Origin of the sequence: Actinoplanes sp. NPDC051851, assembly GCF_040681165.1 — a bacterium.
Classification (GTDB): Bacteria; Actinomycetota; Actinomycetes; order Mycobacteriales; family Micromonosporaceae; genus Actinoplanes.
Genome location: NZ_JBFAYF010000034.1, coordinates 79,271 through 94,204 on the forward strand (window position 1 = coordinate 79,271; position 14,934 = coordinate 94,204).

The window sequence follows — 14,934 nt, forward strand, 5'->3', positions numbered from 1 at the left end:
GTCGCCGTCATGAGTTCACGGCCGGTGAATAGGAGACCGAGAGCAACCGTGACGCGCCGTCCCCCAGCGCACCGGCCCCCAGCACCCGGCCCGTGAATCCGCCGGCGACCTCGGTCGACAGGTAGCGGCCGTCCAGCCGGCCCAGCTCGGCATCCCCCACCGACAGCACGATCTCGTCCGGTCCGGACATGTCGCCCGGCTCCCCGGAGCCCTCGGGTACGGCCGCCGCGATGCGCAGCGTCACCGGTCCACTCGCCACCTCCGCCGAGCCCACTGTCTGTTCCAGATCACCGATCCGGGCGATCGCGCGGACCGTCGTCCCGGACACGGAGACGGAGACGGCGAGGCCGTACCAGTGGCGGTCGTCGAGGCGGAGCACGAACCGCGTATCACCCTCCACCTCGGCCGTGGCGGTCCAGGCGTGATCACGTACCCGGAAAGCCAGCAGACCCGCGGGAGCCAGGGTCGCGCCGCCGGAGGGGTGGGGCGTGGCGATCGCGGCCGGGTCGCCGCCCGGGGACACCCAGCGGGAGTGGAGGGTCGCGCCGCCGAAGTCGTCGGTGAACGAGTGGTCCTCCAGGGCGCCGGGGCGGGAGATGGTGGTGAGCCGGGGCCAGCCGTCCTGCCATTCGACCCGGGCCAGGAACGTCTCGCGGCCCAGCACGTGGAAGTGCGGTGTCACGCCGTGCGGGCGTACGCCCAGGTGGACCGCCCACCAGGCGCCGTCGGCGGCGCGGACCAGGTCGGCGTGGCCGGTGTTCTGGACCGGGTGGGTGGTGCTGCGGTGGCTGAGGATCGGGTTCTGCGGGCACGGGGTGAACGGGCCCTGCGGCGCCGGGCCGCGGGCGATGGTGACGGCGTGGCCGCGCTCGGTGCCGCCCTCGGCGAGCATCAGGTACCACGTGCCGTCGATCCGGTAGAGGTGCGGGCCCTCCGGGTTGGCCAGGCCGGTGCCCTGCCAGAGGCGGTACGGGTCGCCGAGCTGGGCCCCGGTGGCCGGGTCGACCGGGACCTGGACGATGCCGGCCGGGCCCCGTACGCCGAAGCTGCAGTAGGTCAGGTAGCAGTTGCCGGCGTCGTCCCAGGCCAGGTCCGGGTCGATGCCGATGGCGCCGGGCACGTGCACCGGGTCGCTCCACGGGCCGGCCGGGTCGGTGGCGTGCACGATGAGCTGGCCGTCCATCATCCGGCTCATGTTCGTGGTGACCATCCAGAACCGGCCGCCGTGGTGGCGCAGCGTGGGTGCGAAGACGCCCTTGGACGGGAGCAACTCGCCGGGTTCCAGCTGGGACGGGCGGGAGAGCGCGTGGCCGATCGGCGTCCAGTGGGCCAGGTCCCGGCTGTGGAACAGCGGCACGCCGGGGAAGAACTCGAACGACGACGTCGCCAGGTAGTAGTCCGCGCCCACCCGGCAGATGGTGGGATCGGGGTGGAAACCGGCGAGCACGGGGGCGCTGGAGTTCGGCATAACCTGATTGTGGATCAACGGCGGCGTATCGTGCCGCACGATTGATCCGTGGAGTTACGGCAGCTCGTCTACGTGGAAGCGGTGGCCCGGTACGGCGGGTTCACCCGGGCCGCCGAGCGCCTGCACGTCGCGCAGTCGGCGGTCTCCGCGCAGATCCGTTCCCTGGAGGCGGAGCTCGGGGTGCCGCTCTTCGCCCGGACCACCCGGCGGGTGGCGCTCACCCCGGCGGGGGAGCTGTTCGTGGCCCGGGCCCGCCGGATCCTGGCCGAGCTGGACGGCGCGCGGGCCGAGGTCGGCGACATCACCCAGGTGGTGAACGGGCGGGTGGCGCTCGGCGCGACCGCGGTGCTCGGGCCGTACGACCTGGCGCAGACCCTCGCCCGTTTCCGCGACCGGTTCCCGGGGATCGCGCTGCGGCTGCGGTCCGGGCTGGTGACCGGGCTGCTCGGCGCGCTGGACGAGGGCGAGCTGGACCTGGTCGTCGGGCCGGTGCACCGGGATCTGCCGGCCCGGTTCGAGGCGCTGCCGCTCGTCGAGGAGCAGCTGGTCCTGGCGCTGCCGGTCGGGCATCCGCTGGCCCGGCCGGGCCGGTTGACGCTGGCCGACGCGCGGGACGAGACGTTCGTCTGCCTGCCGCAGGGGAGCGGCCTGCGCTGGATCCTGGACGACGCGGCGCGGACGGCGGGGTTCGCGGCGCGGGTGCTGTTCGAGACGCACAGCCCGCCGGGCATCCGCGAGCTGGTCGGCGCGGGCCTGGGCGTGGCGCTGCTGGCCCGGTCGGTGGCGGAGGGGATGTACGGCCCGGCGATCGTGGTCCGCCGCCTGCACCCGCCGCCGGTGCACCCGCCGATCGGGGTCATCCACCACCGGGACCGGCCGTTGAGCACCGCGGCGCAGGCGGCCCGCCATCACCTGGTGGAGATGGCGGGCCGGGAGCAGGATCCGGAGGCCCTCACACCCGCCGGTACGCCGTGAAGTCCACCTCGCGGCGCAGCGTGAAGCCGAGGTGCTCGTAGAGCCGGATCGCCGTGGTGTTCGCCGCCCCGGTGTGCAGGAACGGCGTCTCGCCCCGCGCCCGGATGCCGGCCGCGACCGCCTTGACCAGCCGGCTGGCCAGCCCCTGCCCGCGAAACTCGGGAGCGGTGCAGACCGCGCTGATCTCGGTCCAGCCGTCCGGGCGCAGCCGTTCCCCGGCCATCGCGACCAGCTTCCCGTCGGCACGTCGGCCCAGGTAGGTGCCGAGCTCGATGGTCCGCTGGAGGTACGGGCCCGGTGCGGTCCGGCGTATCAGATCAAGAACATCGGGAACATCCGATTCGCCGAGCCGGATCAGGGTGGGGTCCGGAGCGGACTCCAGACGGACGTCGACCAGCTGCACCCCGGCGATGCTGCGTTCGACCTCCCACCCGGGTGAGGGGACCGCCCCGGCGTGCGAGAGGAAGACGGTCGTGGCGGGGGCGATGAGTTCCGCCAGGTCGGACCAGGCCTGCGGGTCGCGCGGGTCGGCGAGCGCGTGGAACGGCGCCACGTCGCTCCGGTACCGCGCCGCCTGCCCGTGCACCTCGGCGAAGCGGGCGTGGGAGCCCTGGAGCGACTCCCACGCCGGATTGTCGAGGACGCTCACTTGCCCTCGATCGGCAGGCCCTCGGGGTTCACCTCGGACTTCGCCACCGCCTCGTTCGCCAGGTTCCAGCGCGCCAGGATCTTCGCGTAGTCGCCGGTCTCGATCAGCTTGTCGACCGCCGCGGCGAGCGGGTCGACCAGGCCGTCGCCCTTCTGCGTGGTGAGCGCGATCTTGCCCTGGAGGGTCGCGCCGGCGCCCGAGTAGGTGCCGACGACCTCCAGACCCCCGTCGACCGCGACCTGGTAGGCGACGCTCGGGCTCGGGCCGAGGTAGAGCTCGATCTGGCCGGAGTTCAGCGCCAGGTAGACGGCCTGGTTGGTCTGGTAGTACTTGATGGTCACCGGCTTGAGGCCCTGCTTCTCGGCCTCCTTGCTCCACTCGACCAGGATCTTCTCCTGGTTGGTCCCGGAGGCGACCGCCACCGTCCTGCCGGCCACGTCCGCCGGGCCGGTGACCTTCAGGCCCGCGCCCTTCTTGGCGGCGAAGGCCAGGTTGTCCAGGCGGTAGGTGGCGAAGTCGTACTTCTGCTTGCGCTCCTCGGTGACGGTGATGTTGGAGACGCCGACGTTGTACTTGCTGCTGTCCAGGCCGATGAAGAGGTTCTCCCACGAGGTGTTCTCCGGGACCGGCTCTAGGCCGAGCACCCCGGCGACCGCGTACGCGATGTCCACCTCGCTGCCGATCAGGGTCTTGTTGTCGGTGGCGGTGAAGCCCAGCGGCGGGGAGCCGGAGCCGGCCAGGCCGAGTCCGATGGTCAGCTTGCCGGTGGCGCGGATGCCCGCCGGGACCCGGGCCGCGATCGTCTCGTCCTTCGCCGGGACGATCCGGTTCTGCTCGGGGCCGGTGTTGATGCCGGAGACCGCCGACGCCGACGGGTCGGCGGCCGCCGCCGCGGCGGCCTTCTCCTCGGGCGCGGCGCAGGCGCCGGTCAGGCTCACTGCCGCCACGGCCGCGAGGATCACTGCAATTCTGGTACGCACGGAGTGCCCCTTTTTTTTTAAGCGAGGACCGCGGACAGGAACGCCCGGGTCCGGTCGTGCCGTGGGTCGTCGAGGACCTGAGCGGGCGGGCCCTGCTCGACGATCCGGCCCTCGTCCATGAAGATCACCGTGTCGGCCGCCTCCCGGGCGAAGCCGATCTCGTGGGTGACGACGACCATCGTGGTGCCGGCCGCGGCCAGGTCACGGAGGACGTCGAGCACCTCGCCGACCAGCTCCGGGTCGAGCGCGCTGGTCGGCTCGTCGAAGAGGATCAGCTTCGGTTCCAGGGCCAGCGCGCGGGCGATCGCCACCCGCTGCTGCTGACCACCGGAGAGCTGCCGGGGGTAGGCGTCCGCCTTCTCCGCCAACCCCACCCGCCGGAGCAGTTCCCGGCCCCGCTCGTACGCGAGGGACCTGCTCTTCCCGAGGGCGGCGATCGGTGCCTCGGCGATGTTCTCCAGCGCGGTGAGGTGCGGGAACAGGTTGAAGTTCTGGAACACGAAGCCGATGCCGGCGCGCTGCTTGAGGATCTGGCGCTCGCTCAGCTCGTGCAGCCGGTTGCCGTGCCGGCGGTATCCGATCAGCTCGCCGTCGACCCGGACCCGGCCGCGGTCCACCTTCTCCAGGTGGTTGATGCTGCGCAGCAGCGTGGACTTGCCGGAGCCGGAGGGCCCGAGGATCACGGTCACCGTGCCGGCCCGCGCGGTGAGGCTCACGTCGCGCAGCACCTCGAGGGAACCGTAGGACTTGTGGACGCCGGAGATCTCGAGAACGGGTACGGGGGTGCTCACCTGCGGATCGCCGCCTTCAGACGCTGGAACGGGGTGGGCGGCAGGGTGCGGACCGCGCCGCGGGCGAAGTGGCGCTCCACGTAGTACTGCAGGATCGAGAGCAGCGCGGTGAGGATCACGTACCAGACGGTGGCGACCATCAGCAGCGGGACGACCCGGCCGTTGCGCCCGTAGACCACCTGGACCTGGTAGAAGAGTTCGCCGATCGCCAGCACGTACACGATGGAGGTACTTTTCAGCAGGTTGACCAGCAGGTTCGCGGCGTTCGGCAGGATCGCCCGCATGGCCTGCGGCAGCACGATCCGCAGGAACTGCCGGTGCCGGGGCAGGCCGAGCGCGGCCGCCGCCTCGTGCTGTCCCTGGTCGACCGAGAGCAGCCCGGCCCGGATGATCTCCCCGGCGAACGCCGCCTCGTGCAGGGTCAGGCCGAGCAGCGCCGCGCCGAACGAGCCGATCAGGTCGTTCGTCGCGAACGACCAGCCGGGCCCGAACGGGATGCCGATCTGCAGCCGGTCGTAGAGGTAGCCGAGGTTGGCCCAGAAGAGCAGCTGCACCAGCAGCGGCACCGAGCGGAAGATCCAGGTGTACGCCCAGCCGACGGTGGTGAGCACCGGGCTGCGGGAGAGGCGCATCGCGGCGAGCGGGATCCCGCCGAGGAAGCCCAGGACGGCCGCGCCCGCGGTCAGTTCCAGCGTCACCAGCAGTGCCTGGACGACCGACTTCTCCAGGAAGTAGCCGGTGAAGGTGGCCCAGTCCCAGCCCGGGTTGGTGGCCAGGCCGTGGGCGAACTGGGCGAGCACGACCAGCACCAGCGCGGTGCCGATCCAGCGCCAGGGGTGCCGGGCGGGCACCACCACGAGGTCGTCGCCGGCCGGTGCGCCGGTGGTACGGGAGGGGGAGAGGACGCTCACGCCGCTGACGCTAGGCAGTCCCTCCCGTAGTCTTCAAGTCCTATCGGCTATATATGTTTTACCGACCTGTTGCGGGCTCCGTATTGCCCATAACCCCATGGGTGCGATAGGAATAGCGGGCATTGACGGACCCTTCTGCCAGGAGCTTCCCGTGTCGACTCTGCTCGCCCCGGCGCCCGCGCCCGAGAAGAGCGCGAAGCCGGTCCCGGCGCTCGCGCCCTCCGGGGGCCTGCGCCGCCGCATCGCGCTGCGGGTGCTCGCGCTCGCCGTGCTCTACCTGCTCTGGGACGTCTCGGCGCGGGCGCTCGCCAACCCGGCCTTCATCCCGTCGCCCGGCGCGGTCTGGCACCAGCTGCTGGTCACCTCGTCGGTGCACGACGGCGTCCGCGGCTACAGCGGCCACCTGCTGATCGAGCACCTGGGGGTCAGCCTGCGGCGGATCCTGATCGGTTCGGTGATCGGCGTGGCCGGCGGCCTGCTGCTCGGCGTGCTGATGGGCACCGTCTCCTGGCTGCGGGTGGTCGCCGAGCCGGTGGTCACGTTCGTCCGGGCGCTGCCGCCGCTGGCGTACTTCAGCCTCTTCATCATCTGGTTCGGCATCGACGAGACGCCCAAGCTCTGGCTGCTCTCCATCGCGGCGCTGCCGCCGGTCGCGGTCGCCACCGCCACCGCCGTGCAGGGCGCGCCGGCCGGGCTCGTCGAGGCGGCCCGCGCGCTGGGTGCCGGGCGCCGGCAGGCGGTCCGCGACGTGGTGCTGCCCAGCGCGCTGCCGGAGATCTTCACCGGTATCCGGCTCGCGGTCGGCGTCGCGTACTCGTCGGTGGTGGCCGCCGAGACGATCAACGGCGTACCCGGCATCGGCGGCATGGTCCGCGACGCGCAGCGCTACTCCCAGACCGACGTGGTCGTCCTCGGCCTCTTCGCCATCGGCCTCTCCGGCCTGCTCATCGACGCCCTGCTGCGGACCGCCGAGAACCGGCTGATCCCGTGGCGCGGCCGCGGATAGATAAGGGTTCCGCCTTGAAGAAGATCATTACGGCCGTCTCCGCCCTGCTGCTCGCGGGAAGCCTCACCGCCTGCGGCAACGGCGCCGCCAGCGGTGGTGGGGACGCCGGCGCCAAGACCATCCGGATCGCGTACCAGGCGTTCCCCAGCGGCGACCTGATCGTCAAGAACCAGGGGCTGCTGGAGAAGGCGCTGCCCGGCTACGAGATCACCTGGACCAAGTTCGACTCCGGTGCCAGCATCAACACCGCGTTCGTGGCGAAGAGCGTGGACATCGCGGCGATCGGCTCCAGCCCGGTGGCCCGCGGGCTCTCGGCGCCGCTCAACATCGACTACCAGGTGGCGTTCGTACTGGACGTGGCGGGCGACAACGAGGCCCTGGTCGCCCGGAACGGCTCCGGGGTCACCGACGTCGCCTCGCTGCGCGGCAGGAAGGTGGCCACCTCGTTCGCCTCCACCTCGCACTACAGCCTGCTCGCCGCGCTGGACCGGGCCGGCGTCGAGGAGTCCGAGCTGACCATCGTGGATCTGGAGCCGCAGGACATCCAGGCGGCGTGGACCCGGGGCGACCTGGACGCGGCGTACACCTGGCTGCCGGTCCTGGACGAGATCAAGAAGACCGGCACGGTGCTGATCACCAGCCGGGAGCTGGCCGCCGGCGGCAAGCCGACGCTGGACCTGGGCGTGGTCTCCACCGCGTTCGCGCAGGCACACCCGGAGGCGGTCGACGCGTGGCGCAAGGCCGAGGCGGCCGCGCTGCAGACCATCGCGGACGACCCGGCGGCCGCGGCGAAGGCGGTCGGCGCCGAACTCAACCTCAGCGCCGATGACGCGGCGAACCAGCTCGAGCAGGGTGTCTTCCTGAAGCCGGCGGACATCTCGTCGGCCGAGTGGCTGGGCACCGAGGGCAACGTCGGCAAGCTCGCCGACAACCTGGTCGACGCGGCCACCTTCCTCAAGGCGCAGCAGAAGATCGACGCGGTCCCGTCGGCCGAGGACGTGAAGAAGGCCATCTACGTGAAGGGACTCCCCGGTGTCCTCGGCTGACCCGGTCTCGGATGACACGGTCTCGGCTGACGGGGCGGTCGCGATCGAGGGCGTCCGGCACGCGTACGGCGAGGTCACCGCGGTCGGCCCGGTCGACCTGACCGTGCCGGCCGGGGAGTTCCTGGTGCTGGTCGGGGCGTCCGGGTGCGGCAAGAGCACCCTGCTGCGGCTGATCGCCGGGTTCGAGCAGCCCACCGAGGGCACCGTCCGGACGGCGGGGGAGCCGCCGGTGCCGGGACGCGGCGCGGGGCTGGTCTTCCAGCAGCCCCGGCTCTTCCCGTGGAAGACCGTCGGCGGCAACGTCGCGCTCGCGCTGAAGTACGCCGGCCTGCCGGCCACCCCGGAGCGGGTGGACGGACTGCTCGCCCGGGTCGGCCTGCACGACGTGGCGAAGCGCCGCATCTGGCAGATCTCCGGCGGCCAGCAGCAGCGGGTGGCGATCGCCCGCGCGCTCGCGGTGGAGAACCCGCTGCTGCTGCTCGACGAGCCGTTCGCGGCCCTGGACGCGCTCACCCGCGAGCGTCTTCAGGAGGATCTGCGGCAGGTCGGCGCGGACACCGGCCGTACCTCGATCTTCGTCACGCACAGTGTCGACGAGGCGGTCTTCCTGGGCAGCCGGGTGGTGGTGCTGACGCCGCGGCCGGGCCGGATCGCGCTGGACCTGGCGATCGGGCTGCCCCGGACCGGGGCCGGTGCCGAGGAGCTGCGCGGCTCGCCGGAGTTCGCCGCGTTGCGCGCGCAGGTCGGCCACGCGATCCGGGAGACGCCCGTCGCGCCGCTTCGGTGAATCCCCGATTTGTCAGGGCATTCTCTGGTTAGGGTCGTATGGCCCTGAATTCCAGTGATTTGTCTCTGCGGGGAGCGGGTCGTGATGTCCGGTGCCTGGAAGGGCCGCCTCGGTGTGGTGGCGGCGGTCGTGCTCGTGGTCCTCGGGATGTCGCCGATGCCGGTGATGGCGGCGGTCCCGGTGATCACCACGTTCACGCCGACCACCGCGGCGATCGGCGACTCGGTGACCATCACGGTGAGCAACACCGACCCCGACCCGGCGAACAACACCGTCCTGATCAACGGGTCGGCCGCGACGGTGACCGCGCGGACCTCGACCACACTGACCTTCACGGTGAACTACGGCAACGCCGGCGGTCTGGTCACCGTGACCACCCCCGGCGGCACCGCGACCAGCACCGCCGACCTGACCGTGCTGCCGTACTACCTGACCACCGCCGACGTCTCCAGCACCGGGCGGATCACGGTCGGCACCAAGACCACGCTGAGCGTCCCGGCCGGCAAGACCGCGATCCGGCTCTTCGACGGCGCCACCACGGACCGGTTCGCGGTGCTGACCGGGAACGGCTCGCCCAGCGTCTGCAACTTCGACCTGCGGGCGTACACCACGTCGATGGTGCAGAGCGGCGCCTCCGCGTGCCTGACCGGCAGCGGCTGGATCGACACGATGGCCGCGACCGGGGTGGCCGGCACCAGGACGCTGACCGTCAAGAACACCTCGACCACGGCCGGCACGGTCGACGTGACCGTGCTGAACATAGCCGCCGACCCCAGCCTGGGCACCGCGCTGCTGGACGGCTCGTCGAAGACCATCACGCTCGGCACCGCGGGCCAGAACGGCTACCTCACCTTCAGCGGCACCGCGGCGCAGCGCATCTCGCTGCAGGTGACCTCCGCCGCGTCGGCCTTCCTCTGCTGCTACCTGAAGTGGGGGATCTACGACCCGACCGGCGCGCTGGTCGGCACCACCAAGAACGGTGTGGACTTCCTCGACCCGGTCACCCTGCCGTCGACCGGCACCTATCAGATCATCTTCGACCCGGCGTACAACCGGACCGGCACGGTCACCCTGGCCGCGGCGAGCGTCTCCACCGACGCGAACCTCGGCACGCTGCCGCTGACCGGCGCGGCCACCACCGGGTCGATCAGCGCGGCCGGGCAGAACGGGTACTTCACCTTCTCCGGCGCCGCGAACCAGCGGATCGCGGTACAGACCACCAGCGCCTCCTCCTCGCTGCTCTGTTGCTACGTGAAGTGGGGGATCTACGACGCGACCGGCACCCAGGTCGGGTCCTCGAAGAGCGGGCTGGACTTCATGGAGCCGGTCACCCTGCCGTCGGCCGCCACGTACCAGCTGCGGATCGACCCGGCGGCCTCGCGGGTCGGTTCGATCACCGTGAAGGCCTGGGACGCGTCGACCGACGTGAACGCTGGCGTCCTGGCGCTGGACGGCACCACCAAGACGGTGACCGTCAGCAACCCCGGCCAGAAGGGGTACGTGACCTTCACCGGCACGGCGAACCAGAAGGTGGCGTTCAAGACCACCGGCGCCTCGGCGGCCCTGCTGCCGTCGAACGTGAGCTGGGCGCTCTACGACCCGAACGGCAGCCAGGTGGGCGCCACCAAGCGGGGCAACGACTCGCTCGACGCGGTCACCCTGCCCACGGCCGGCACGTACACGCTGAGGGTCGACCCGGCCGGTGCCAACGTCGGCTCGCTCACCGTGGCGGCCTGGGACACCACCACCGACGCGAACCTCGGCGTGCTCTCGACCAACGGCACCTCGGTCACCGTCTCGCTGAGCAACCCGGGGCAGAACGGGTACCTGACCTTCACCGGCACCGCGAGCCAGCGGCTGGCCGTGCAGACCGCGAACGCCGGGTCCAACTTCCTGCCCAACTACGTGTCGTGGGGGGTCTACGACGCGGCGGGCACCCAGTACGGCGCCACCAAGACCGGCAACGACTTCCTCGACGTGGTGACGCTGGGCGCGGCGGGCACGTACAAGGTGTACATCGATCCGCTGGGTACCCGGACCGGGTCGATCTCGGTCACCGCGTACACGGTTCCGGCGGACGCCAGCCTCGGCACGCTCGCCCTGACCGGCACCGCCACGGTCGCCACGATCAGCAATCCCGGTCAGAACAACTACTTCACCTTCCCCGGTACGGCGAACCAGCGCGTCGCCGTGCAGACCACGGCCGCGTCGTCCTCGTTCGGCACGTCGTACGTGACGACCGGCATCTACGACCCGTCCGGCAGCCTGGCCGGCTCCAACGTGCTCGCCAACGGGTTCATCGACACGGTCACGCTGAGCACGACGGGGACGTACAAGGTGATCGTGAATCCGGGCGGGAGCCGGGTCGGGTCGATCACGGTGACCGCGTGGACCGTGCCGGCCGACGCCAACCTCGGCACGCTGCCGACCACCGGCACGCCGACCACCGCCTCGATCACCAACCCGGGCCAGAACGGCTACTTCACCTTCTCCGGTACGGCCGGACAGACCGTGGTGGTCACGGCGAAGAGCCCGTCCACCACGATGGGCTGCTGTTACACCACCTGGACCGTGAAGGGCCCGGACGGCGGCTCGCTGGGCAGCAAGAAGGGCGTCGACAAGCTCAAGCTGGTGCTCAGCACGACCGGGACGTACACGGTCTACATCGATCCGCTCGGCAGCCGGACCGGCACGATGGTCTTCGCCGCCAACGTCTGATGCCGGATGTCCGATAAGGGTCATCACGTCCGGCCCAGGGGTCGTTTGACATATTGATAAGCATCAACGTCTAGTGGTGGGCTGTCGGGCATGAGACGACGCTCCCTGGCGGCCATCGCCGTCGCCACTCTCAGCCTGACCGCGGCCTTCTCCGGCTCGGTACCCGCGGGTGCCGAGCCGGCGGCCTCTACCGAGTCCGCCTCCTACGAGGTGTACGACGTCCGCACGCTCGCCCAGCGCAACGCCATCGCCCGGACCGGCGCGTCGATCGACGGCATCGAGCACTCGGTCGCCGAGATCACCGCGACACCGCTCGAGGTGCGGCTGCTGAAGAAGCTGGGCTTCACCGTCGAGGCGCTCACCGGGATCCTGGACTTCCCGTCCGCCGACGCGGCGTACCACAACTACGCGGAGATGATCGCGGACATCAACGCGATCGTCGCGAAGTACCCGGCCATCGCGAGCACCCGGGTGATCGGGCAGTCGTACGAGGGCCGGAACATCGTGGCCGTCAAGATCTCCGACAACGTCGGTACCGACGAGGCCGAGCCCGAGGTCCTCTACGACGCCAGCCACCACGCCCGCGAGCACATCACCGTGGAGCAGGCGCTCTACATCATGCACGAGTACACCGAGGACTACGCGACCGACAGCCGGGTCAAGGCGATCGTCGACAGCCGGGAGATCTGGATCATCCCGAACGTCAACCCGGACGGCTCCGAGTACGACATCGCCACCGGCAGCTACCGCTCGTGGCGCAAGAACCGGCAGCCGAACAGCGGCTCCAGCGCGGTCGGCACCGACCTGAACCGGAACTACTCCTACAACTGGGGCTGCTGCGGCGGCTCGTCCCGGCTCCCGGCCTCGGAGACCTACCGCGGCCCGTCGGCGTTCTCCGCGCCGGAGACCCAGGTGGTCCGGGACTTCGTGAACAGCCGGGTGGTCGGCGGCGAGCAGCAGATCACCGCGGCCATCGACTTCCACTCCTACTCCGAGCTGGTGCTCTGGCCGTACGGCTACACCACCTCGAGCACCGCGACCGGGATGACCGCCGACGACTACAGCGCGCTCTCCACGCTGGGTGAGCAGATGGCCGACACCAACGGGTACACGCCCGAGCAGTCCAGCGATCTGTACATCACCGACGGCGACTCGCTCGACTGGCTCTGGGGGACGTACAAGATCTTCGCGTACACCTTCGAGATGTACCCGACCTCCTCGGCCGGCGGCGGCTTCTACCCGCCGGGCAGCGTGATCACCGCGCAGACCGCCCGGAACCGGGAGGCCGTCCTGCAGATCGCCGAGGTGGCGGACTGCCCGTACAAGGTCATCGGGAAGGAGAGTACGTACTGCTGATGATCTTGTCGTCGATCTCCGTCGCCGGCGCCGGCTTGAAGAAGTAGAAGCCCTGCGCGTAGCGGTAGCCGAGGGCCTCCAGACGATCGGCCTGTTCCCGGGTCTCGACGCCCTCGGCGACCGCGCGCAGTCCCATGGTGCGGGCGATGGTGCTCAGCGACGACGCGATCGCCTCCTGCTCGGCGGTGCCGTTCAGCTCGTCGATGAACGACTTGTCCACCTTCAGCGTGGTCACCGGGCAGGTGCGCAGCAGGGTCAGCGAGGACTGGCCGGTGCCGAAGTCGTCGAGGGCCACCCCGACACCGAGATCCCGGAGCTCCCGTACGGTGGCGAGCGCCGCACCCCCGTCGAAGACCGCGGTCTCGGTGATCTCGCACGTGATGCCGGCCGGGTTCACCCCGTGCCGCGCCATCGCCGCCGCGAGGTGACCGGGCAGCTCCGGGTCGAGCAGCTGGCGGGCCGAGACGTTGATGTTGACCCGGGGCGCGTCGTCGCCGTGCCGGCGCTGCCAGGCCGCCGCGTCCGCGCAGGCGGTCTCGATGATCCAGAGCCCCAGGTCGAGGATCAGCCCGGTGTGCTCGGCGACCGGGATGAACGCGGCCGGCGACACCATCGGGCCGTCCGCCGGCAGCCAGCGGACCAGCGCCTCCACCCCGGTGATCCGGCCGCCGGGCAGCTCCACTATCGGCTGGTAGAAGAGCCGGAACTCGCCGCGCTCCAGGCCCCGCCGCAGCGCGGCCGCCATGTCGGCGTCGTGCCGCGCGGTGTGGTCCATCTCCGGGGTGTGCTCCTGCCAGCGGTTCCGGCCGGCCCGCTGGGCGGTCTTGAGCGCCAGCTCGGCCCGGCGCAGCAGGTCGCCGCCGACGCCGCCGGCCACCCCGGCGGTGACCGTGACCAGCAGGTCGTGGCCCTCCACCCGCAGCGGCGTACGGAACGCCTGGACGAGATCGGCGGCGAGCCCGGCCCGCTCGCCGGGCACCATGATCCCGAACTCGTCGCCGAGCAGGCGGGCCACCACCGCGCCGTCCCCGGCGGCCTCCCGCAGGCGATCGGCGGCGGCGCGCAGCAGGGCGTCGCCCTTCTCGTCACCGAGCCGGTCGTTGAGCGTGCTGAAGCCGTCCAGGTCGCAGACCGCCACCACGGACGGGGCGGTGGAGCGCTGCAGCGTCGTCCCGAAGAGCCGCCGGTTCGGCAGGCCGGTCAGGTCGTCCCGGTGCGCGTGCTCGTCGAGGCGGTCCAGCAGCACCGCGTTGTCGGTGAGCGCGGCCAGCTGGCGGACCATCACCAGCACCATCAGCACCACGGCACCGCCGGCCAGGCCGGGGGAGAGGAAACCGGTCCGCAGGGTGACCGTGAGCAGCATGGCGCCGGTGATCGCGACGGCCGCGTACGGCACCCCGCTGATGCCGCGCATCCGCGTCCGGCGGGCCCGCACCGGGCGGGCGAGGATCTGGGAGCGGGCGGCGAGCGCGAAGAGCAGTCCGAGCCAGGGGAGCACCAGGGCGGTCACGCTGATGTGCGGCCACCGCTGGACGTGCGGGTAGATCACCCAGGTGAGCGGCGCGAAGACGCCGATCGGTGTGAGGTACCAGAGCGAGGGCCCGTGCACCGGCCCGGCGCCGGTGATACCGACCTTGATCACCGCGAGGATACCGGTGCACGCGCAGGTCACCGCGATGCCGAGCAGGCCGGCGGCGAGGTTTCGGCTGTTCGCCGGGAGCGGCGTGATCCAGAGGATGTGCGAGACGACGATGGCCGCGGCCACCCCGACGATCGCGACGTCCAGGTACATGGCGACGAGGGCCCGCCAGCCGCGCGGCTGGCCGGGCAGCAGGAGCAGCGAGACGATGGCGCCGGCGACCGCGGCGATGTAGAACCCGGCGGTCGGCGCGTCCATCGGGGCGACGTGCCCGACGGCGTACGTCCGGGCGGCGTGACAGATCGCACCCACGGTCAGGGCGCCCGCGCCCGCCGCGAGCCGGAGCCAGAACGTCCGGGCCGGGCCGGTGCCGTACACCGCGGTGAGCAGACAGGAGAGCACCGCCGTGGCGGTCGCGCCGATCGCGGCGGGCCAGAGCGACCAGCCCGGCTCCGGCCGGGACATGCCGGTGACGACGAGGACCGCGCTCAGCACGACCCAGCCGAGGGCGAGGAGCACCACGGCTCCGGCCGCCGCCCGGCCCGCTCGCGTCACGTGTGGCATGTCCCGTTCATCGGCGGGGTTCCGCTCGACATGAACCAAAGAGC

Annotated in this window: 11 protein-coding genes and 1 pseudogene; 6 read left to right on the forward strand and 6 right to left on the reverse strand. The window is 71.5% G+C overall.

Annotated features, from left to right (window positions below):
• Positions 1–7: 7 nt before the first annotated feature.
• A complete protein-coding gene (locus tag AB0M08_RS28730) occupies positions 8–1,468 on the reverse strand; it encodes a family 43 glycosylhydrolase (protein ID WP_364499626.1) in 1,461 nt (486 codons plus the stop codon).
• 48 nt (positions 1,469–1,516) lie between these two features.
• On the opposite strand from AB0M08_RS28730, the gene AB0M08_RS28735 reads away from it, so the two are divergent.
• Positions 1,517–2,443, forward strand: coding sequence for a LysR family transcriptional regulator (locus tag AB0M08_RS28735; RefSeq protein WP_364499628.1), 927 nt, complete (start codon positions 1,517–1,519; stop codon positions 2,441–2,443).
• Here the strand turns inward: AB0M08_RS28735 and AB0M08_RS28740 are convergent.
• Genes AB0M08_RS28740 through AB0M08_RS28755 form a run of 4 tightly spaced genes read right to left on the reverse strand, consistent with a single transcriptional unit; the run spans position 2,421 to position 5,774 of the window.
• Positions 2,421–3,092, reverse strand: a complete 672-nt coding sequence (locus AB0M08_RS28740) for a GNAT family N-acetyltransferase (protein ID WP_364499629.1) — start codon at positions 3,090–3,092, stop codon at positions 2,421–2,423. The genes AB0M08_RS28735 and AB0M08_RS28740 overlap by 23 nt on opposite strands.
• A complete protein-coding gene (locus tag AB0M08_RS28745) occupies positions 3,089–4,072 on the reverse strand; it encodes an ABC transporter substrate-binding protein (protein WP_364499632.1) in 984 nt (327 codons plus the stop codon). The genes AB0M08_RS28740 and AB0M08_RS28745 overlap by 4 nt, the downstream gene beginning before the upstream one ends.
• A 17-nt stretch (positions 4,073–4,089) precedes the next feature.
• Complete coding sequence (locus AB0M08_RS28750) at positions 4,090–4,863, reverse strand: amino acid ABC transporter ATP-binding protein (RefSeq protein ID WP_364499635.1); 774 nt, start codon at positions 4,861–4,863, stop codon at positions 4,090–4,092.
• Positions 4,860–5,774 (reverse strand): amino acid ABC transporter permease, encoded by a 915-nt coding sequence (locus tag AB0M08_RS28755; RefSeq protein ID WP_364499637.1) that lies wholly within the window; start codon positions 5,772–5,774, stop codon positions 4,860–4,862. The genes AB0M08_RS28750 and AB0M08_RS28755 overlap by 4 nt, the downstream gene beginning before the upstream one ends.
• A 151-nt stretch (positions 5,775–5,925) precedes the next feature.
• Between AB0M08_RS28755 and AB0M08_RS28760 the strand changes: the two genes are divergently transcribed.
• The 5 genes and pseudogenes from AB0M08_RS28760 to AB0M08_RS28780 form a co-directional block, all read left to right on the forward strand.
• A complete protein-coding gene (locus AB0M08_RS28760; protein ID WP_364499640.1) occupies positions 5,926–6,780 on the forward strand; it encodes an ABC transporter permease in 855 nt (284 codons plus the stop codon).
• A 14-nt stretch (positions 6,781–6,794) separates the two neighbouring features.
• Positions 6,795–7,826, forward strand: a complete 1,032-nt coding sequence (locus AB0M08_RS28765; RefSeq protein WP_364499642.1) for an ABC transporter substrate-binding protein — start codon at positions 6,795–6,797, stop codon at positions 7,824–7,826.
• Positions 7,813–8,613 carry an ABC transporter ATP-binding protein gene (locus AB0M08_RS28770; protein WP_364499645.1) on the forward strand — a complete coding sequence of 267 codons (801 nt, stop codon included), beginning with the start codon at positions 7,813–7,815 and terminating at the stop codon, positions 8,611–8,613. Before AB0M08_RS28765 ends, AB0M08_RS28770 begins: the two co-directional genes overlap by 14 nt.
• Before the next feature lie 84 nt (positions 8,614–8,697).
• Positions 8,698–11,331, forward strand: a complete 2,634-nt coding sequence (locus tag AB0M08_RS28775) for an IPT/TIG domain-containing protein (protein WP_364499647.1) — start codon at positions 8,698–8,700, stop codon at positions 11,329–11,331.
• A gap of 222 nt (positions 11,332–11,553) precedes the next feature.
• A pseudogene (locus AB0M08_RS28780) lies at positions 11,554–12,684 on the forward strand (M14 family metallopeptidase); the annotation flags it as partial.
• Here AB0M08_RS28780 and AB0M08_RS28785 read toward each other — a convergent pair.
• A complete protein-coding gene (locus AB0M08_RS28785) occupies positions 12,659–14,890 on the reverse strand; it encodes an EAL domain-containing protein (RefSeq protein WP_364499650.1) in 2,232 nt (743 codons plus the stop codon). The pseudogene AB0M08_RS28780 and the gene AB0M08_RS28785 overlap by 26 nt on opposite strands.
• Between the last annotated feature and the right edge of the window lie 44 nt (positions 14,891–14,934).

Excerpts from the sequence above, each read along its gene's own strand:
- AB0M08_RS28730 (WP_364499626.1), bottom strand. The coding sequence starts at position 1,468 with ATGCCGAACTCCAGCGCCCCCGTGCTCGCCGGTTTCCACCCCGATCCC.
- AB0M08_RS28775 (WP_364499647.1), top strand. The coding sequence starts at position 8,698 with ATGTCCGGTGCCTGGAAGGGCCGCCTCGGTGTGGTGGCGGCGGTCGTG.
- AB0M08_RS28785 (WP_364499650.1), bottom strand. The coding sequence starts at position 14,890 with ATGCCACACGTGACGCGAGCGGGCCGGGCGGCGGCCGGAGCCGTGGTG.